This is a genomic window from Sphingomonas sp. TREG-RG-20F-R18-01 (genome assembly GCF_022662475.1).
Lineage (GTDB): Bacteria > Pseudomonadota > Alphaproteobacteria > Sphingomonadales > Sphingomonadaceae > Sphingomonas.
Genome location: NZ_JAKNQQ010000001.1, coordinates 1048121 through 1067737 on the forward strand (window position 1 = coordinate 1048121; position 19617 = coordinate 1067737).

A 19617-nucleotide genomic window follows, 5' to 3' on the forward strand; every position below is an offset into this window, starting at 1 on the left:
GATCAATCGGGATAGTCCCTCCTCAGATTGGTATTCTCGCCATTGGTGGAACCCGGCGATTGCAACACCACGGATACCGCCGGACCGCTTGCAAGTGGACTTATATTGGTTACACCCCGTAGCGGGATGCGTTGTAGCGTGACCGAGCGGAGGAACGAGGCATGGCAAATTCTGCGCGCACGCTGGGGCGGTGGCTCGGCGCGATCAGCGCGCTGTGTGCCTGCTCGGCGGCGGTTGCCGCCTCCGCGCCATTCGTGCCGGCCGCGATGCCGCTACTCCCGCTTCCCGCCGAAAGTGCGCCAGCGTCGGGATCGGTCACGGTTGCGACGGGCACCGGCATTGCCACGCCCCCCGGCGATGCGGAAGCCGCATCCGCCGCGCGATTGCTGATCGATCGGGTCGCGACGACGCGCGGGATCGCGCTACGGACGGTGTCGTCGGCAGCGACGATCCGCTTCGTCCGCGACCGCACCATCACGGGACCGGAGGCATATCGGCTCGAGATCGACGCCACCGGGATCCGCATCGCGGCGGCGACCCGCAGCGGCTTTTTCTACGGTGCAATGACGCTGGCGCAGTTGCTCAGCCCGGACCAGGCGTTCGGCCAGCCGGTGACGCTCGCGGGGGTCACGATCAAGGACGCGCCGCGCTTTGCGTGGCGGGGGCTGATGGTCGACGTCGCGCGGCATTTCCAGCCGCTGCCGTCCTTGTACCAGATCGTCGACCAGATGGCGGCGGTGAAGCTCAACGTGCTGCATCTGCACCTGACCGATGATCAGGGCTGGCGCTTCGAGGTCAAACGCTACCCGAGGCTGACCGCGCTCGGCGCGTTCCGGACGCCGCCGTCCGCCGGCGGACCGGCGCCGACGACGCGGATCGGCGGCTTCTATACCCAGGACCAGTTGCGCGCGCTCGTGCGGTACGCCAGCGAGCGCGGGATCACGATCGTTCCGGAGATCGATCTGCCCGGACACGCGCAGGCGCTCGTCGCGGCCTATCCCGAGCTCGGCGTACTCGGCGACCAGCCGGCGGTGTCGCACGATTGGGGGGTGAACCCCTATCTGCTCGACCCCGGGCCAAGGGGCGTCGCGTTCGTCGAGCATGTGCTGGACGAACTGATCGCAGTATTCCCCGGCAGCTATGTCCATCTCGGCGGGGACGAGGCGGTCAAGGACCAATGGGAACGCGCGCCGAAGGTCCAGGCGCAGATCAAGACGCTGGGACTGAAGAACGAGAATGCACTGCAAAGCTGGCTGATCGACGCATTCGGCCGCTACCTCGCCACCAAGGGACGACGGTTGATCGGCTGGGACGAGATCCTCGAGGGCGGGTTGCCGCCGTCCGCTTCGGTCATGTCGTGGCGCGGCGAACAGGGCGCGGTCGATGCGGCCAACGCCGGGCACGATGTCGTGCTGTCGCCAGCCCCGACGCTCTATCTGGACAATCTGCAAAGCGACCAGGGCGACGAACCGCCCGGCCGGCTCGCCGTCCAGACGCTCGCCGACCTTTACGCCTATGACCCCCTGCCCAAGGGGATCGACGCGGCCCGCGCCAGGCATGTGCTGGGCGCGCAGGCGAATGCCTGGAGCGAATATCTCGTGACGCCGTACCAGATGCAGCATGCGCTGTTTCCGCGCGCGGCGGCGCTGGCGGAAACGACATGGTCCCGCGCGCCGCGCGACTTCGCCGGCTTCACGAACCGTCTTGCCCGCCAAGTCGCGCGCTGGCGGCGCAGCGGGATCGAGGTGGCGGACAGCGCCTTTGCCGTGACCTACGCCGTGCAGGGCACGCGCGGCGACGCGCTGCGCAAGGGCAAGGTTGCCGTCGCGCTGAGTACGCAGGCGCCGGTGGGAACGATCCGCTACACGCTCGACGGCAGCGCACCGTCCGCCAGGTCGCCAGCCTATCGCGCACCGCTGGACCTGCCCCCCGGCGCGACCATCAAGGCCGCCGCGTTCGATGCCGACGGGCGCGCCACGGCCCGCGTGCGCGATTTCGCGACGAGCCGGGCCGCCTTGCTGAACCGCACCCCGGCGGACCTAGTCGCCTGCCCTGACCAGACGCTCGCGCTGCGGATGCCGTTGACCCCGGATGCCGAAGCCAATGGTCCCGCTTTCCATGTCGCCCTGTTCGACACGTGCAGCGTCTATCCGGCCGCCCCGCTCGACGTGGCGACGGGCTTTACGGTCGACGTCGCGCGGTTTCCGCGCAATTTCGGGCTGGCGCACGAGACGGCCGATGTCCGGCAACACTATCGCGTCACCGCGTTCGGCGAATTGATCGTGTCCCTCGGCTGTCCGGTACAGCAAAAGGGGCCGGCCGGTCCGAGTAGCCCAGCGCCGGTAGTCGTGGCGAGTTTTCCCTTGCCTGACCCGGCGAAGACACCGACGCGCATGACATTTTCGGGTACGCTACCCCGAACGAGGGGGGATCAGGATCTATGCTTCCAATTCACATCGCCGGCCGCCGGCCCGAACTACGCGCTCGCGTCCGTGCAACTGAGCGAGCCCCACTGATGCGCCGGTCGCTGCGTACCGCTTTGCTCATGGCCCTTCTGACCGGCATTGCGGCGCCCGCCGTCGCGGCCCCGCGCTCGGCAATCAGTCTTGACGATGGCTGGCAGGCGCGCATCGCGCCGTCCGACGGTACCGCCGTCGCGGCGCATCGCAGCGAGGCGCGCTGGTTCCCGGCCAAGGTGCCCGGCAGCATCCAGCAGGACCTGATCGCGCGGCACCGCGTGCCCGACCCGTTCCTGTCGACCAACGAAGCCGCGATCCAGTGGGTCGGACGGACCGACTGGCAATATCGGCGGACGCTCCAGGTCACGCCGGCGTTGCTTGCGCGGGACCATCTCGACCTGGTGTTCGACGGTCTGGACACCTTCGCCACGGTGACGATCAACGGCCAGACGGCGCTCAGCGCGGCGAATGCGCATCGCCGCTTCCGCATCGACGCCAAGCGCTTCCTGAAAGCCGGCGCGAACGAGATCCTCATCACCTTCGCCGCACCGATCAGGACGCTGCAGCCGATGGTGATGGCGCAGCAGCAATCGCTTCCGGGCGAGTATGACTCGGCGTTCGGCGACGAGCCCAAGGGACGGCAGACCTCCCCCTACATTCGCAAACCCAAATATCATTACGGCTGGGACTGGGGTCCCCGAATCCTCAACGTCGGACCCTGGCGCCCGGTGCGGCTGGAGGCATGGGACAGCGCGCGGATCAATACGCTGCGCGTCGAGCAGGACGCGCTGTCGGACGCCGAGGCGCGGCTGTCCGCCAAGGCAACCATCCAGGCGGATCGGCCGGGCATTGCGCAGGTCCGCGTCACCCTGACCGCTCCGGACGGGGCGCGGCAGGACGTCGTGCAGCAGATCACGCTGGCGGCGGGCGCGAATGCCGTATCGCTGCCGATCACCGTTGCGCGCCCGGAGCGCTGGCAACCCGTGGGCTATGGCACACAACCGCTGTACCGCGTCACGGCCGCGCTCACCCAGGACGGTACCGCGACCGACACCGCCGAACGCCGCATCGGATTGCGCACGGTCGAGCTGATCCGCGGTGGCGGCGCGATGGGGTTCCGCGTCAACGGCATCCCGATCTTCGCCAAGGGCGCGAACGTCATTCCATTCGACAGCTTCCCGACGCGCGTCACCCCCGCATCGATGCGCCCGCTGCTCACCGCGGCGCGCGACGCCAACATGAACATGCTGCGCGTCTGGGGCGGCGGCTATTATCTCGACGACGCCTTTTACGACATGGCCGACGAAATGGGCCTGATGGTGTGGCAGGACTTCATGTTCGGCGGTTCCGTCACGCCGCCCGACGCCGCCTTCCGCGAGACCGTCCGGATCGAGGCGGAGGAACAGGTCGAACGCATCGGCAATCACCCGTCGATCGTCCTGTGGTCAGGCGGCAACGAGATCCTGGCCGGCTGGGAAAACTGGGGCGATCGCAAGGCGTTCAAGAAAGCCGTCGGCGCGGACGAGCAGGAGCGGATCGGTGCCGGCATGGCGGTGCTGTTCGACCGCGTCCTGCGCGATGCGGTGCTGACCCGTGCGCCGGGCACGCCCTATTGGCCGGGTTCGCCCTCGACCGATTACGACGGCCCGGTCGATACGGATGCCGCCGGGGATCGCCATTTCTGGGACGTCTGGTCCGGGTCCAAGCCGGTCGAGCGCTATCTCGATTCGTGCCCGCGCTTCATGTCCGAATATGGCTTTCAGGCGATGCCCGACATGGCGACGGTCCGCGCGTTCGCGGGCAAGGGTCCGCTGAAACCGGACAGCGTGGTGCTGAAGGCGCACCAGAAATTCCTGGCGGGCGAAGGCAATGACCGGCTGTTGCTGTACATGCGGGACCGGTTGGGCGAACCCCGGGACATTGCCGACTTCGTCTATCTCAGTCAGGTCAACCAGGCCGAGGCGATCGCGCTGGCCGCGCTCCATCACCGTTCCTGCCGCCCGGTGACCATGGGGTCGCTCTTCTGGCAGGTCAACGACGTATGGCCGTCGATCTCCTGGTCGAGCATCGATCATGACGGTCGGTGGAAGCTGTTGCAATTTGCCGCGCGCCGTTTCTTCGCGCCGCAGGTGATCGTCGCCGAACATACCGAGTCGACCACGCGGATCGCGCTCGTGTCCGACGCGACCACGCCGACACCGGCGCGCTGGCGCGTTCGGGCATTCGACATGGCGGGCAAGCCGCTGGCCGAGCAGGGCGCTGCGGCGACCATGCCCGCACTGTCGGCGACCGACGTGGCGAAACTCGACGACGCCACGCTGTTCGCCGGGGCCGATCCCGCGACCAGCTATGCGATGGCCGAGCTGCTCGTCGGCGATGCGGTCGTCAGCCGCGCGATGATCGAGCGCGGGGTTCCCAAGACGATGCACTATCCCGACCCCGGGCTCAGCGCGACCTGGGACGGAAACAGGGTGACGGTTCGCGCCACTGCCTTGGCGCGCGCGGTCATGCTCGACTTCGGCGACGTCGGGGCGCATCCTTCGGATGACGGGTTCGACCTGTTGCCGGGTGAAAGCCGCACGATCAGCGTAACCTCCAAAGCCTCGCCCAAGGCGCTTGCCGCCGCCCTCACCCTCCGTTCGCTGGGATCCCGTCGATGATCTGGCTCTTGCTCGCGGCCGAAGCCGCTCAAGTCTCGCCCAACCTTGCCACCATGACGCCGGAGCAGAAGGCGGCGCAGCTCCAGAGCAGCGCCCCCGCCGATCCCGCGGCCGGGCTTCCGGCATATGACTGGTGGAGCGAAGGGCTGCACGGCATCGCCCGCAACGGCTATGCCACGGTATTCCCGCAAGCGATCGGCATGGCCGCGACGTGGGATGCGCCGCTGGTCAAGCGGATCGGCGATGTCGTCGCGACCGAAGCCCGCGCCAAGTTCAATGCGCAGCCGGTCGGCGCCGATCGCAAGATCTACGAGGGCCTGACGATCTGGTCGCCCAACATCAACATCTTCCGTGATCCGCGCTGGGGCCGCGGGCAGGAAACCTATGGCGAGGATCCGTATCTGACCGGGCGGCTCGGCGTCGCCTTCGTCACCGGGCTGCAGGGGCCCGATCCCGCGCACCCGAAGGTCATTGCGACGCCCAAGCATTTCGCGGTGCACAGCGGCCCAGAGGCCGGGCGCGACAGTTTCGACGTCGACCCGTCCCCACAGGATCTGGAAGCGACTTACCTGCCCGCGTTCCGCATGACGGTGACCGAGGGCAAGGCGCAGTCGCTGATGTGCGCGTATAATGCGATCCTCGGCGTCCCCGCCTGCGCCAATGCCCCGTTGATGATCGACCGGCTCCGGCGTGCGTGGGGCTTCACCGGCTTCACCGTCTCGGATTGCGACGCGGTCGCCAACGTCCACATGTTCCATCATTACCGGCTCGATGCAGCGGGCGCGGCGGCGGCTTCGCTCAAGGGCGGGACCGATCTGAACTGTGGCACCACCTACGCGGCGCTGCCCGAAGCGCTGAAGCGCGGGCTCGTCACGCAGCAGGAGATCGATACGGCGCTGGGCCGCGCCCTGTCGGCGCGTCGTGCGCTGGGCATCGCTTACGGCGCGACCAGCCCGTGGTCGCGGATTTCGCCCAAAGAGGTCGGCACGCCCGATCATCACGCGGTCGCGCTCGAAGCGGCCCGCAAGGCGATCGTGCTGCTCAAGAACGAAGGCAACCGGCTGCCGCTCAAGGCGGGCACGCGAATCGCCCTGATCGGTGCCGATGCCGACGATGTCGGCGTATTGCAGGGCAATTATCACGGCACCGCGATCACGCCGGTCACCCCACTGGAGGGGCTGCGGCGTCAGTTCGGCACGGCCAACGTGCGCTATGCGCAGGGATCGCTGCTGGCCGACGGCGCACCCGTGCTGGTGCCGGAAACGGCGTTGCGCGCCAACGGCGCCGCGGGATTGCAGGCCGACTATTTCGCTGCGCCGGGCTTCGCGGGCCAGCCCGTCGTGTCCCGTCTCGAACGCACGATCGATCACGATACCAACCGCGCACCACCCGCCCCCGGGCTCGGCGCGCAGTGGAGTGCCCGCTGGACCGGCGCGCTCGTTCCCCCCGGGGCGGGCAGCTATCGCCTCGTCATCGATGCGCCGGCGTGCTGGAAATATTGCAAGTCCCACGACGCTGCGCGGTTGTGGATCGACGGCAAGCCCTTGGCGGAAGGCGAGATCAAGAAGGGCCAGATCGACGTGCCGTTCACCAGCGACGGACGCGCGGTCTCGTTCAAGCTGGAACTCGACCACGTCAGCGACGATAGCGGCGTGCGGTTGATGTGGCTGCCGCCGGCAGAACCCTTGATAGCCGAAGCCGTTGCTGCCGCCAAGGCGTCCGACGTCGTGGTCGTCTCGGTCGGCCTGTCGCCCGACCTCGAGGGGGAGGCGCTGTCGATCAGCGTTCCCGGCTTCGTCGGCGGCGACCGTACCGACATCGCGCTGCCGTTTGCGCAGCAACGGCTGATCGCGGCGCTCAAGGCGACCGGCAAGCCGCTCGTGCTGGTGCTGACCAGCGGCAGCGCGGTCGCGCTCGACCCGAACGACGCCGACGCGATCCTCGCCGCCTGGTATCCGGGTGAATCCGGCGGCACCGCGATTGCCGAGACTTTGGCCGGGCGCAACAATCCTTCGGGGCGCCTGCCGGTCACCTTCTACGCGCGCACTACCGACCTGCCCGCCTTCGTCGACTATGGCATGAAGGAGCGGACCTATCGCTACTTTACCGGCACGCCCGCCTGGGGCTTCGGCCATGGGCTCAGCTATACGCGCTTCGGCTATACCGCGCCGGTCACGACCCTCCGGGTTGCGGCCGGTCAGCCCGCGACCGTCCGCGTCCGCGTCGCCAATACCGGACCGCGCGACGGCGAGGAGGTCGTGCAGGCGTATCTCGTCCCGACCATAAAGCCGGTCGGCGGGATGACGTCCCCCGTGCTGCAGCGTCAGTTGGTCGGGTTTACCCGGCTTGCCATCGCCAAGGGCAGGAGCCGCGAGGCGGCCTTCACGCTCGATCCGCGCAGCCTGAGCCTCGTCGCGCACGATGGCACGCGGACCGTCGAACCGGGCAGCTATCGCCTGTTCGTCGGCGGCGGCCAGCCCGACACCGCACCGGGCGCATGGATCGACCTGACGATCACCGGGACTCGCCAGGAGCTGCCGAAATGATCCTCACCCGGCGCGAGGCGCTGGTCGGTGGCGTGGCTGGTGCCACCCTGGCGGCATCCCCGGCGCTGGGGACTGTCCCTTTTCCGAGCCAGCGCCCCGATGCCAGCGCGCGCCGCTTCACCAGTCGCGCGGTCGAACGCGAGATCGCGCGCGTCTCGGCGAAGATCGGCGACGCGAAGCTGCGCTGGATGTTCGCCAATTGCTACCCCAACACCCTCGATACGACGGTGCGCTTGCGCACGATCGACGGCGCGCCCGATGCCTTCGTCATCACCGGCGACATTCCCTGCCTGTGGCTGCGCGATTCCTCCGCACAAATGACGCCCTATCTCCACCTCGCACGCGAGGACGCGCCGCTCCGCACGGTGTTCCGCGGCCTGATCGCGCGACAGGCGCGCTCGATCCTGATCGATCCCTACGCCAACGCCTTCATGGAGGATCCGTCCGCCAAGACCACGCTCAGCTGGGCGCTAACCGACAAGACCGAGATGAAACCCGGCGTCGCCGAACGCAAATGGGAGATCGATTCCCTGTGCTATCCGATGCGGCTAGCCCATGGCTATTGGCAGGCGACCCGCGACCCAACCCCGTTCGACGCGCGCTGGGCGGCGGCAGCCCGGCTGAGCATCGCGACCTTCCGCGCGCAGCAGCGCAAGGACGGTCCAGGCCCCTACCGTTTCTTGCGCGTCAGCGACCGCAATATCGAGACGATGCCGCTGGAAGGCCTTGGCAACCCGTCGCGCTCCGTGGGGTTGATCCACTGCGGTTTTCGCCCGTCGGACGATGCCTGCCTCTACCCCTTCCTGATCCCGGCCAACCTGTTCGCGGTGACGGTCCTGCGCGAGCTTGCCGTCGTCGCGCAGGGTGCGCGCGGCGACGCGGCGCTGGCGCAGGAGGCCACCGCGCTGGCCGACGAGGTCGCGCGGGCGCTCGCCGAGCACGGCCGGATGCGGCTGCGCGACGGCAGCGACGTGTGGGCCTATGAGGTCGACGGCTTCGGCAATGCGATCTTCATGGACGACGCCAACGTGCCGTCGCTTTCGGGACTCGGCTACCTCGGCTGCGTCGCGCCGAACGATCCGCTATGGCTGCGCACGCAGGCCGCGGCGTGGAGCCCGGCTAACCCGTATTTCTTCAAGGGCAAGGCGGGCGAAGGCATTGGCGGCCCGCATGTCGGTCTGCGCCAGATCTGGCCGATGTCGCTGATCGTCCGCGCGCTCTCGAGCGATGACCCGGCGACGATCCGCGCCTGCCTGAAGACGTTGCGCGATACCGATGCCGGCACCGGCTTCATGCATGAGACGTTCGATCAGGACGATCCCGCGCAGTTCACGCGTTCCTGGTTCGCTTGGGCCAATGGCCTGTTCGGAGAGCTGATCGTTCGCATCGCCCATACCCGCCCCGCCTTGCTGGAAGCCCCGCTGTGACCATCGACCGCCGTACCCTGATCGGAAGCTCCGCCCTCGCGCTGCTCGCCGGCGCGCTGCCCGCACGGGTCGTCGGCCGCCCGACCGTGCCGCGCACCGCGCCCAACCTGTTCGTCGGCACCGGCGGTGACGGCCATACCTACCCCGGCCCGACGCTGCCGTTCGGCATGGTGCAACTGGGGCCGGATACCGATGTCGAGCGCTGGGCGACGTGTTCGGGCTATCACCACGGCGACGGCTCGATCATGGGATTCAGCCACACCCATCTGTCGGGCACGGGAATCGGCGACATGCTCGACGTGCTGGTGGTGCCGACGACCGGACCGGTACAGTTGCTGCCGGGGCCGCTCGACAATCCGGATGCGGGCTATCGCCAGCGCTATGCGAACGAAGCCGCCGAGCCAGGGTCGTACCGCGTGCACTTGGAATCCGGAGTCGCCGCCGAGCTGACGACGACCGAGCGGACCGGCTGGCATCGCTACACTTTCCCTCGCGGGGCGGGGCACGTGCTGATCGACCTGTCACATCTGGTCCACGATACCTCTGACTCGGCGCCGCTGATCGACGACGCAACGCTTGCGATCGATGCGGACGGGACGATCACCGGCGGCCGACGGGTGTTCCGCTGGGCGAAGGGCCGGCGGATCCATTTCGCGCTGCACTGTTCGCGGCGGCCGGACCGTGTCACCTTCTACGCCGACGGCGATACCGAGCAGCCCGCTGGGACGCAGCGGATTGCCGGCAAGCGCCTCAAGATGGTGCTCCACTGGACCGATGCGGGGGCAGCACCGATCGTGCTGCGCTGTGGCATCTCGGGCGTCGACGTCGCGGGCGCACGCGCGAACCTGGCGGCCGAAGCGCGCGACTGGGATTTTGACCGGGTCTTGCGGACGGCGCGCCAGCGCTGGGCAGAGGCGCTCGGCGTGGTACAGGTCACCGGCGGCAGTGCCGACCAGCGCACGATCATGGCGTCCGCGCTGTATCACGCGCAATTGGCCCCGACGCTGTTCTCCGATGTCGACGGTCGCTACGTCGGGCTGGACGGGCAGATCCACACCGTTCCGCGCGGCGGGGCGGCCTATAGCAGCTGGTCGCTGTGGGACACCTACCGTGCGCTCCACCCGTTACTGACGCTGATCGCGCCGGAACGAACCAAGAGTTTGATCGACGACCTGATCCGCCAGACCCAGCAATCGCCGTTCGGCCCGCTCGTCTGGCCATTGCAGGGGAAGGAAACCGGCACGATGATCGGCTGGCACGGCGTCGTCCCGCTGGCCGAGGCGCAGGCGAAGGGCATCCCCGCCGATTACGCCGCCGCCTGGCCCGCGATCGCCAGGCGCAGTTTCGATGTCACCGCCCCCGACAAGGACAACAGCCTCGGGCGCGATCTGTATGACCGGCTGGGCTACGTCCCGGCGGACGCGGTGTTCGAAAGCGTCAGCCGGACCCAGGAATATGCCTATGACGACTGGGCATCGTCGCATCTCGCGCGCACCGCGGGGGCGGGCGCGGCGGCCGATCGGCTGCTCAAGCGGTCCGGCAATTGGCGCAACGTAATCGACCGCGAGACCGGCTTCGCGCGCCCGCGCTTTACGGACGGCAGCTGGTGGACGCCCTACGATCCGATCCAGCTTGGGCACATGCCCAAACCGTGGTGGCGGGATTATACCGAGGCGAACGGCTGGCAGGCGACCTTCCTCAACCAGCACGACATCTATGGCCGGATCGCGCATGTCGGCGGCGACGCGGCGTTCGCGGCAAAGCTCGACGCGTTCTTCTCGGCACCCTCCACGCTGCCCAGGAATGCGCCACCCGACATTTCCGGCATGCTCGGGCAATATGCGCACGGCAACGAACCCGACCAGCATGCCGCGTATCTTTATGCCTATGCCGGCCAGCCGTGGAAGACGCAGGCGATGGTGCGGCGGCTGTGCGCCGAAATGTATCGCAACGCGCCCGACGGCATCATCGGCAATGACGATTGCGGCCAGATGAGCGCATGGTTCGTCTTTTCCGCGCTCGGCTTCTATCCGGTCGACCCGGTCGAGGCGGCCTATGTGTTCGGTGCCCCGCTGTTCGACCATGCGACGGTGCGGGTCGGCGCGGGTCGCACGCTGACGATCGAGGCACCCGGCAATCGGGCCGATACGCCCTATGTCACGGCGGTCACGTGGAACGGCAAACCCTGGACCAGGAGCTGGATCGACCATCGCACGCTGAGCGCGGGCGGCACGCTGCGCTTCACCATGTCGGCCACGCCCAACCGAGATTTCGGCGCCGCACGCGCCGATCGCCCCCCATCCTTCGGCCATTCGGCCTGATCCCGGAGATCCAGATGCCTCATCCCTCGCGCCGTGGCGTGATCGCCTCCGGCCTCGCCGCCACCGCCCTGCCCGCGCTCGCCACCCCCGCGCTCGCCAAGGCAACGGCGGGCGCCCCGGCGGCGTGGGGCGCAACGCCCTCGGCGCGCCAGCGCGCATGGCACGAGCGCCAGCAATATGCCTTCATCCATTTCTCGATCAACACCTTCACCGACAAGGAATGGGGGTATGGCGACGAGGATCCGGTGCTGTTCAACCCGACCGATTTCGCGCCCGACCAGATCGTCGCGGCGGCCAAGGCGGGGGGGATGACCGGGATCATCCTGACCGCCAAACATCATGACGGCTTTTGCCTGTGGCCGACGTTGCTCACCGAACGCTGCATCCGCAACACACCGTACAAGCACGGCAAGGGCGACATCGTCGGCGAAATGGCAACGGCGACGCGGCGCGCCGGGCTCGCGTTCGGACTGTACCTGTCGCCATGGGACCGACATCATCCCGACTATGGCCGCCCAGCCTATGTCGACTATTTCCGCAAGCAGATCGTCGAGCTCTGCACGCGCTACGGCGCATTGTTCGAATTCTGGTTCGATGGCGCGAACGGTGGCGACGGCTATTACGGTGGCGCGCGCGAAACCCGCAAGATCGACGCGCCGGCCTATTACGACTGGCCCACGACGATCGCGCTGGTGCACAAGCATCAGCCGATGGCGTGCACCTTCGATCCGCTCGGCGCGGATATCCGGTGGGTCGGGAACGAGGACGGCGTTGCGGGTGATCCGTGCTGGCCGACCATGCCCAACCATCCCTACGTCCAGTCCGAGGGCAATAGCGGCGTACGCGGTGCCCCCTTGTGGTGGCCTGCCGAGACCGACGTGTCGATCCGTCCCGGCTGGTTCTACCACGCCGACGAGGACGGCAAGGTGAAGACTCCCGAACGCCTGCTGAAGCTGTTCGACGAATCGGTAGGGCGCGGCACCAACCTCAACCTCAACCTGCCGCCCGATCGGCGCGGCCGGATCCCGGACACCGACGCCGCCGTCCTCAAATCGTTCGGTGCGGCCCAGGCGACGACCTATGCCACGAACCTGGCGCTCGGCGCGGTCGCGCACGCGAGCGCGGAACGCGGCGCGGCGTTCGCCGCCGCGCATGTGCTCGACGGAAACAGCGACAGCTACTGGTCCACGCCCGATGCAATCCACACGCCGACGCTGACGCTGGACCTGCCGCCGGGGCGGAGCTTCGACCTGATCCGGTTGCGCGAACATCTGCCGCTCGGCGTCCGCGTCACCCGCTTTGCCATCGATGCCGAGGTCGATGGGACGTGGCAGACGCTGGCCGAGCATCAGGGCATCGGCGCGCAACGCATCATCCGCCTGCCCCGCCCGATCGCCGCGCGTCGGCTCCGGCTGCGGATCCTGGAGGCACCCGCCTGCCCCGCGATCCGCGAATTCGCCCTGTTCCGGCAGGCCGCGCCCGTCGCCGTCGTCCCGAGCACCAGGACCGACCCGACGATCCTGTCGACCGCCGGCTGGCGGATCGTTGCCGCCTCGGCCCCCGGTGCCGAGGCGCTGCTCGACGATGACGCGGCGACGCGCTGGACGACGCCCGCCCCCGGCGCCGGCAAGCCGGCAAGCGTCACGATCGACATGGGGCAGCAGGTCCGGCTCGGCGGGATCAGCATCACGCCATCCCGGACGCTCGACACGGGCGTTGCCCCCCCGCGCGACTATAGCTGCGAGACGAGCACGGACGGGACGCATTGGGAAGCGGCCGGCGCGGGTGAACTCGCCAACATTGCCTATGCGCTGGCCACGCAGCGCCTCGCCTTCGCCAGGCCGCGCCCCGCACGGTGGCTGCGCCTGTCGTTCGGGGCGACCGCGGTTCCTGCGGCGTCCCTCGCCCTGGCAGGCGTCGGCGGCTTCATCGCGCCGCGATGACGTTGCCGGGGCGCAGATGCCGCGGCAGGGTGACCCAGCGGAATGCGGTCACCCGGTTCACAAGGCGCCTTGCGGTGCCGGAATGACCGCGGATGTTGCGCCCCGGTCCGCGTTGGCGCAGGGGAACGGTCCCTCTCCGGCGGACCTGTGATGCCTGTGTTGACGACCTGCCTGCGCCTGATCGCGACCGCATTGCTGCTCCTGAGCGGCAGTGCGGCGGTCGCTCAAACCCCGTCGGTCGCGGCGCTATCCCTGCAACTGCGGCAGGCCGAGGTCGACTTGCGCGCGGTCGACGCATCGCTCGACGACCGCGTCGATGCCGATGCGCAGAAAGCACTGCGCAGCCGCGCGCTCGCCGCGCAACAGGTCGCGACCGATGTCACCAGCCAGCTCCAGCAGCAGGAAACCCTGATCGATGCGCGGATCGCGGGGCTTGGGCCGATAACACCCGGCGTCAGCGAACCGCTCGAGATCAGCGTGCAACGCAAGAGCCTGGCCCAGCAGCGCAGCGTGATCGATTCCTCGATCAAGCGCGGGGGCCTGGCGAATGTCGAGGCAGGGCAGCTGCTCGACGAGATCGACCGCAGTCGCGCGGAACAGTTCAACGAAAAGATCACGGCCCAGGTCGCTTCGCCCGTCACGCCCGCCTTCTGGCGCGCGATCGTCCAATCGTTGCCGCGCGACCTGCGCCGGACCGGGCTCTTCGTATCGCAGGGGACGCAGCAGATCCGTGCGCAATGGCATGGTAGCCTGCCCTGGCAGATGGTGCTCGGCATCATCCTGGGTCTCGTCTTGCTGTTCCCCGTGCGCGTCCGCGCGCGCAGCATCGGTCAGCGCCTGCTGGTCGAAAGCGCGCCGGGACACCGCGTCCGACGGTCCGCCAATGCATTGTGGCGGGTCATCGTGGGAACGCTCGCGCCGCTGCTCGCGGCGGCGGCGCTGGCACAGGGACTCCGCTGGTCGGGATTGCTCCCGACGCGGTGGAGCAGCTTGCTCGACGCCTTCGTCTCGGCAACGGGGTTCTGCGCGTATACCGCCGCCGTCAGCGGTGCGTTGTTGATGCGCAACGGCGCGTCCTGGCGTGTCGCGCCGATCGACGACGAAACGGCCAGCGCGCTACGCCCCTTGTCCTGGGTCCTCGCCGGCCTGTCCTTTGCCAGCATCGTGGTCGGTGCATTCAATACAGCAATCGGCGCCAGCCAGGCCGCCCTGATCGCGACACAGGCGCTCAACGCGTTGCTGCACCTGTTGCTGATCATCGTCTTCCTGGTCGTCCTCGGACGCCTGCGCGCCAAGCGGGCTGAAACCGAAGAACCTCAAAACGTCAAGACCAGCGCGGGGATCGGGCTCGGGACGCTGCTCGCCTGGGTGCTCGTGGCGACCGCGCTGGTCGGACTGCTGCTGGGCTATATCGCGCTCAGCCTGTTCGTCGCCTGGATGATCGCCTGGGCCACCGTGCTCGGCACGACGCTGTACCTGCTGACGGCCGCCGTCGACGACGTCGCCACCAGCATGTTCGTGCGCGACAGTCGGCTGGGAGTCACGCTGACCCGTGCCCTCGGCGTCCGTCCGAGCATGGTCGATCAGTTCGGCGTGCTGCTTTCCGCCTTCCTGCGCGTCGTGCTCGTGCTCGTGGCGCTGAGCCTGCTGGTCACGCCGTTTGTCGGCACGACCGGATTCGGCACGGTGTTCGGCCGATTGGGCGTGCTTGCCCAGGGCGTCGAGTTCGGCGGCGTCTCGATCGCGCCGGCCAACATCCTGCGCGGCATCGTCGTGCTGTTCATCGGCCTCGCACTCGTGCGCGGGTTCATGGGTTGGCTCGAGACGCGTTACCTGCCGATCACGGATCTCGATGGAAGCGGTCGCAATTCCGTCAGCCTCGTCGCGCGCTACGTCGGCATCGCGGTCGCCTTCATCTGGGCGCTCGCCTCGCTGGGGATCGGGGTCGAGCGCGTCGCGCTGCTGTTGTCGGCCCTGTCGGTCGGGATCGGCTTCGGCCTGCAGGCGATCACCCAGAATTTCGTCTCGGGGCTGATCCTGCTCGCCGAGCGTCCGATCAAGATCGGCGACCTCGTCCGGGTGGGGAACGACGAAGGCGACGTGAAACGGATCAGCGTACGCTCGACCGAAATCGAGCTTCCCGATCATTCGACGCTGATCGTACCGAACTCGGAACTGATCACCAAATCGGTCCTCAACAAGACCTTGTCCAATCCGCTCGGGCGGATCCAGATCAAGTTTTCGGTACCGCTCGAAAGCGACGCGCCGGCCGTGAAGGCAATGGTGCACGAAGCCTTCGCCGGGGAAAGCGCCGTACTGGACGATCCGGCCCCGGCGGTGTTCATCGATGCGATCATGGACGGGCGGATCGAATTCAACTGCTTCGGCCACGTCGTGCACCCGCGGGCCGCTTATGCGGCGCGGAGCGCGGTGCTGATGACGCTGCTGGAACGCTTTCGCAAGGAAGGGATCGACATCGGGACCGTGCCGCAGCGGATCGAGTGGATTTCGCCGCAGACCCTGGCACCCCCCGCCACGGACTGACGGAAGCACGGGCGGCGCGAAGGCGGGAGCAAGCGCAGCAACGCCCGATTGGCCGGCCGGAGCCGGCTACGGCCACGGGGGATCAGGAAGATTGCCGCGACAGGCGCTGGGGGTTGAACCCCAGCGTTGCGGATATGGCATCGGCGGCGCCGCGCAGCAGCGTTTGCCCCGTTTCGAAATCGACCTTCTGCGACCCGTCGATCAGCTCGAGAAACGGGATCGTCAACGCGCCCATCGCCATGCCGTCAAACCCGAAAACCGGGAAACTGATGTCGGTCACGCCATGCGTGATCGGGCTCGTCCGCCGGTCGAACCCGCGGGACCGGATCGTCGCCAGTCGTTCCGTCAGCATGGCGCGATCGATCGCGGCATCCTGCAACGCCTCGGCCTGTGCAATGACGGGATCCACGCGGTCCGCCGCAAGGAACGCAAGGATGACATGTCCCGAACAGCTGCGCAGGATATCGATCGTCGCGCCAAGCCGAAGCGAAAACCCGCGCGTACCGGGGTTTTCCTCGCGCGCGATCACCAACCCCTGTGCGCCGTTGAGCACGACCAGATGACAGGACTGGCCGGTATCGAGCGCCAGCCGCCGCATTTCCGGCATCGCGGCGTCGACCAGATTCTGTGCCGGCGTGGCGCGATAGGCCAGATCGAGCAGCTGATAGGCGACCGTATACCGATCCGACTTTGCGGACTTCTGCAGATAGCCGAGCTGTTCCAGAACGATGACGATGCGGAACAGCTCGCCAACCGAGCGATCGAGATACGTCGCCATCTCGCTGACCAGCGCGCCGTCGGGGTGGCTGGAAAGCATGTTGAGGATCTCGAACGCCTTTTCGATCGCTGGCGCAGCGTAAGTGCCCTTCGGGCCCGGTCGGATCATCGTGCTACCTCGGTCATGCGCCGAGCATGACGGCGAACGGGGACCGCGGTCAATCCGGCAAACCCGCCAAAGCCGACAACGCGACCGTCCGTGCAGGCGCAGCAATCGGCCCAGGCGCGGCGAGGCGGGCCCGCGGACGTCCGGTTAGCGCGCACCGAGACCCGCGAGACGCGCGCGGACCTCGTCTTCCGACACGATCTCGATGACACCCCCGCCCCGCCGCAATGCGTCGACCCGCCGGTATTCGGCATGTGCCGTCACATATTGCCCGAATGGCTGGTCGTTGCTGATGACGAGCTGCGTCGTGGTTGTTCCAACGGATGCCACCACGCGCGCGCCGGCCGCCGCGAGCAGCCTGGCCAACGCTCCGTCTCGCGGCGCGCCGAGAATCGCGACCCGCTCCCCCTTCAGCGGGCCGCCCGCCGCCGCCTTGGGCGCGGGTCCGGCGCGCGTCCGGGACGGTGCCAGCCAACCGGCGAGATCGATGCCCGTATGCTCGATCGCCCGGACGATCACCATGCCCGCCGCCCGCGCGTCGCTCAGCGCATCGTGATGCTTATGGCGAACCCCCAGGAATTTCGTCAGCACGTTGAGCCGGTGGCTCGGCAGTTCGGGCCACGCACGCTTCGCCACGCGCACGCTGTCCAGCCAGGTCGTTTCAATCTCCGCGCGGTCATGCACCCGACAGGCCGCCCCCAGCGCCCCCTTGTCGAAAAACGAGTGGGCCACGGTGATGCGGCCGGAAAGATGGCCATCGATGGTGGCGTGAACGGCGCCGAAGGTCGGCGCGCCTGCGATATGATCGCCGGTTATCCCGTGCACTCGGATATTGAACGACGAGAACCGGTCGAGGGGATCGATCAACGTCTCATACTCGAAGACCTCGACCCCGTTCTTGAAACCGACGATGCCGATCTGGCAAATGCTGCTGACGCTGGAGCAGGACGTCTCGACGTCGACGACGACGAAATCGGCGTCGGACTTTCCCAAGGGTGTCGGGAGGACGGCAGGAAGCGGGTTTTCGATCGGACGCATGGTTGGCGCCATATCCTGCCCCGGCGCAAAACACATCGGGTGATTGCGGCCGCCGGGCATCCGATCGGCCCGGCCTAGCGCCGGTAGTCGCGCCATAGCCACGCGAGCGCGTCCGGCAGCGTCTGCATGATGACGTCGCCGTCGACGTGCCCGGCATCGGCCGCAACGACGTAGCGGTAATCGTAGCGCCGGGCCTCCAACGCCGCTGCCATGCGGTCGTTCGCGAGCGGCCAGTTATGAAACGTGCCTTCCGGATCCTGCCAGTGGAGATCGTGCGCCCCCACCTCCATCCAGACGCGGATCGGCTTGCGGGTGGTTTCCGGAATGAGGTGGGTCGCATAGTCCCACGCTCCATGCGGAGTCCGGGGATCGACGGGCGCGGCCTGGTTCACGAACGTGCCCGAATAGGACAGCACCTTGCGATACCATTCGGGGTGATACCACGCCATCGCGAAGGCCGCCGCCGCCCCGGAGCTGCCGCCCATGGTCGCACGGCCCTCCGGGTCGCGCGTAAAGCGGACGCCGTAGAGGCGCGTGACCTGCGGCAGGACTTCCTGCTCCACGAACTCGGCATAGCGGCCCGACATGGTGTCGTATTCGAGACCGCGCTCGGACCCCTGCGCGTCTCCGCCACCGGACTGGATCAGGACCACCACGATCGACGGCACGCGGTGCGCAGCGATGAGGCCGTCGAGCGCCGCCGCCACGCGCGCCACATAATCGCGCCCGTCCTGCACAACGAGCAACGGCGCTGCGGTGCCCGGACGGTAGCCGGCCGGCGTATAGACGAAGACCTCTCGCCGATAAGGGCCAGGCTCCGACTGCTGGTCCGCGGGCGCGGCCAGCCGATTGCCATAGGCGTCGCGGCGGCGTGTGGTCGCGGTGTCGAGCTGCCGGATGCCCGGATAGATCCGGCTATCGGCCGATCGCAGGATGAAGCTCCTGATCGTGCCGTGCGGAATGTCCGCGCGGGCCGTGCGCTCGGGTGCGTCGTGGTAGGGCAGCGCGATATGGCGGGTGTCGGCCTGCGCCGGGACGGTGCCCGCCAACAGCAACGCCAGGATGATCGCCGGTCGCTTGCGCATCGATGCCGCTCCATGATCCATGCCGTCGCCCGGCACGCCTGCCGATGTGCATCAAGTCTGCGGCCGCGCCAATGGCCGGTTGGCCAGTGGAGCAAAAAGCCGCTGCCCGATCCGTGTCGCGCGCCTGCGCGTCGAGGACCGTCTCAGTCGGATGAGGATGCCCGGATCGCGTCGCCGGCATGGGCTGCGGCCCGGTTGATCAGCTCGACCATCGCGGCATTGCCTTGCCCGGCCGCGATGCTGGCAAGGCTATTGCCCCCGGCATCGACCACGTCGGCTTCGGCGCCCGCCGCGACCAACATCTCGACGATCGCGCCATGGCCGAACATGACCGCGTTCATCAGCGCGGTCTGGCCGGCCAGATTGCGCATATTCGCGTCCGCACCCGCATCGAGAAGAAGCCGGGCGATGGCGGCATAACCCTTGAACGCCACGCCCATCAGGGCGGTATTGCCGCGCGCGCCATCTCCCGCATCGGCATCCGCACCATGCTCCAGCAGCACCGTCGTGGCGGCAGGGTGCCCGTTATAGCTTGCCAGGATCAACGGCGTGTACCCCTTGGCATCCCGCGCATCCACGTCGGCGCCGGCCTGCAGCAGTGCCGGGATGACGTCGTCCCGTCCGAGGCGTGCAGCCTGATGCAACAAGTCCTGGAGCCGCTCGGGGGATGGCAAAGGCGGCAGTTCGGCCTTCGTATGTGCGTCTGACACC

At 68.1% G+C, this 19617-nt stretch carries 11 protein-coding genes; 7 read left to right on the plus strand and 4 right to left on the minus strand.

The genetic code is table 11. The features are described from left to right. Nucleotides 1-161 precede the first annotated feature (161 nt). From L8K25_RS05265 to L8K25_RS05295, 7 genes are all read left to right on the plus strand, one after another. Nucleotides 162-2516, plus strand: coding sequence for a family 20 glycosylhydrolase (locus tag L8K25_RS05265; protein WP_242137822.1), 2355 nt, complete (start codon nucleotides 162-164; stop codon nucleotides 2514-2516). Next, nucleotides 2516-5119 (plus strand): glycoside hydrolase family 2 protein, encoded by a 2604-nt coding sequence (locus L8K25_RS05270; protein ID WP_242137823.1) that lies wholly within the window; start codon nucleotides 2516-2518, stop codon nucleotides 5117-5119. Before L8K25_RS05265 ends, L8K25_RS05270 begins: the two co-directional genes overlap by 1 nt. Beyond that, nucleotides 5116-7665 (plus strand): glycoside hydrolase family 3 C-terminal domain-containing protein, encoded by a 2550-nt coding sequence (locus L8K25_RS05275; protein ID WP_242137824.1) that lies wholly within the window; start codon nucleotides 5116-5118, stop codon nucleotides 7663-7665. Before L8K25_RS05270 ends, L8K25_RS05275 begins: the two co-directional genes overlap by 4 nt. Beyond that, complete coding sequence (locus L8K25_RS05280; protein WP_242137825.1) at nucleotides 7662-9092, plus strand: glycoside hydrolase family 125 protein; 1431 nt, start codon at nucleotides 7662-7664, stop codon at nucleotides 9090-9092. The genes L8K25_RS05275 and L8K25_RS05280 overlap by 4 nt, the downstream gene beginning before the upstream one ends. Continuing rightward, nucleotides 9089-11413 (plus strand): GH92 family glycosyl hydrolase, encoded by a 2325-nt coding sequence (locus L8K25_RS05285; RefSeq protein WP_242137826.1) that lies wholly within the window; start codon nucleotides 9089-9091, stop codon nucleotides 11411-11413. The genes L8K25_RS05280 and L8K25_RS05285 overlap by 4 nt, the downstream gene beginning before the upstream one ends. Nucleotides 11414-11427: 14 nt before the next feature. Next, on the plus strand, nucleotides 11428-13356 hold the full coding sequence (locus L8K25_RS05290) for an alpha-L-fucosidase (RefSeq protein WP_242137827.1): 1929 nt from the start codon (nucleotides 11428-11430) through the stop codon (nucleotides 13354-13356). A 150-nt stretch (nucleotides 13357-13506) separates the two neighbouring features. After that, the gene (locus L8K25_RS05295) at nucleotides 13507-15900 is read left to right on the plus strand and encodes a DUF3772 domain-containing protein (RefSeq protein ID WP_242137828.1); all 2394 of its coding nucleotides are present in this window, start codon (nucleotides 13507-13509) and stop codon (nucleotides 15898-15900) included. Nucleotides 15901-15982: 82 nt separating this feature from the next. On the opposite strand, the gene L8K25_RS05300 is transcribed toward L8K25_RS05295, so the two are convergent. The 4 genes from L8K25_RS05300 to L8K25_RS05315 form a co-directional block, all read right to left on the minus strand. Then, nucleotides 15983-16786 carry an IclR family transcriptional regulator gene (locus L8K25_RS05300; protein WP_242137829.1) on the minus strand — a complete coding sequence of 268 codons (804 nt, stop codon included), beginning with the start codon at nucleotides 16784-16786 and terminating at the stop codon, nucleotides 15983-15985. A gap of 144 nt (nucleotides 16787-16930) precedes the next feature. Further along, complete coding sequence (locus L8K25_RS05305; protein ID WP_242137830.1) at nucleotides 16931-17821, minus strand: 3'-5' exonuclease; 891 nt, start codon at nucleotides 17819-17821, stop codon at nucleotides 16931-16933. Between the two features lie 74 nt (nucleotides 17822-17895). Continuing rightward, a complete protein-coding gene (locus tag L8K25_RS05310) occupies nucleotides 17896-18906 on the minus strand; it encodes an alpha/beta hydrolase-fold protein (RefSeq protein ID WP_242137831.1) in 1011 nt (336 codons plus the stop codon). A gap of 143 nt (nucleotides 18907-19049) precedes the next feature. Then, a complete protein-coding gene (locus tag L8K25_RS05315) occupies nucleotides 19050-19616 on the minus strand; it encodes an ankyrin repeat domain-containing protein (protein ID WP_242137832.1) in 567 nt (188 codons plus the stop codon). Nucleotide 19617: the final 1 nt, after the last annotated feature.

Bases quoted from the DNA above. Each gene is read 5' to 3' on its own strand.
- L8K25_RS05295 (WP_242137828.1), top strand. From the start codon at position 13,507: ATGCCTGTGTTGACGACCTGCCTGCGCCTGATCGCGACCGCATTGCTG.
- L8K25_RS05280 (WP_242137825.1), top strand. From the start codon at position 7,662: ATGATCCTCACCCGGCGCGAGGCGCTGGTCGGTGGCGTGGCTGGTGCC.
- L8K25_RS05290 (WP_242137827.1), top strand. From the start codon at position 11,428: ATGCCTCATCCCTCGCGCCGTGGCGTGATCGCCTCCGGCCTCGCCGCC.
- L8K25_RS05265 (WP_242137822.1), top strand. From the start codon at position 162: ATGGCAAATTCTGCGCGCACGCTGGGGCGGTGGCTCGGCGCGATCAGC.
- L8K25_RS05270 (WP_242137823.1), top strand. From the start codon at position 2,516: ATGCGCCGGTCGCTGCGTACCGCTTTGCTCATGGCCCTTCTGACCGGC.
- L8K25_RS05310 (WP_242137831.1), bottom strand. From the start codon at position 18,906: ATGCGCAAGCGACCGGCGATCATCCTGGCGTTGCTGTTGGCGGGCACC.
- L8K25_RS05305 (WP_242137830.1), bottom strand. From the start codon at position 17,821: ATGCGTCCGATCGAAAACCCGCTTCCTGCCGTCCTCCCGACACCCTTG.
- L8K25_RS05300 (WP_242137829.1), bottom strand. From the start codon at position 16,786: ATGATCCGACCGGGCCCGAAGGGCACTTACGCTGCGCCAGCGATCGAA.
- L8K25_RS05275 (WP_242137824.1), top strand. From the start codon at position 5,116: ATGATCTGGCTCTTGCTCGCGGCCGAAGCCGCTCAAGTCTCGCCCAAC.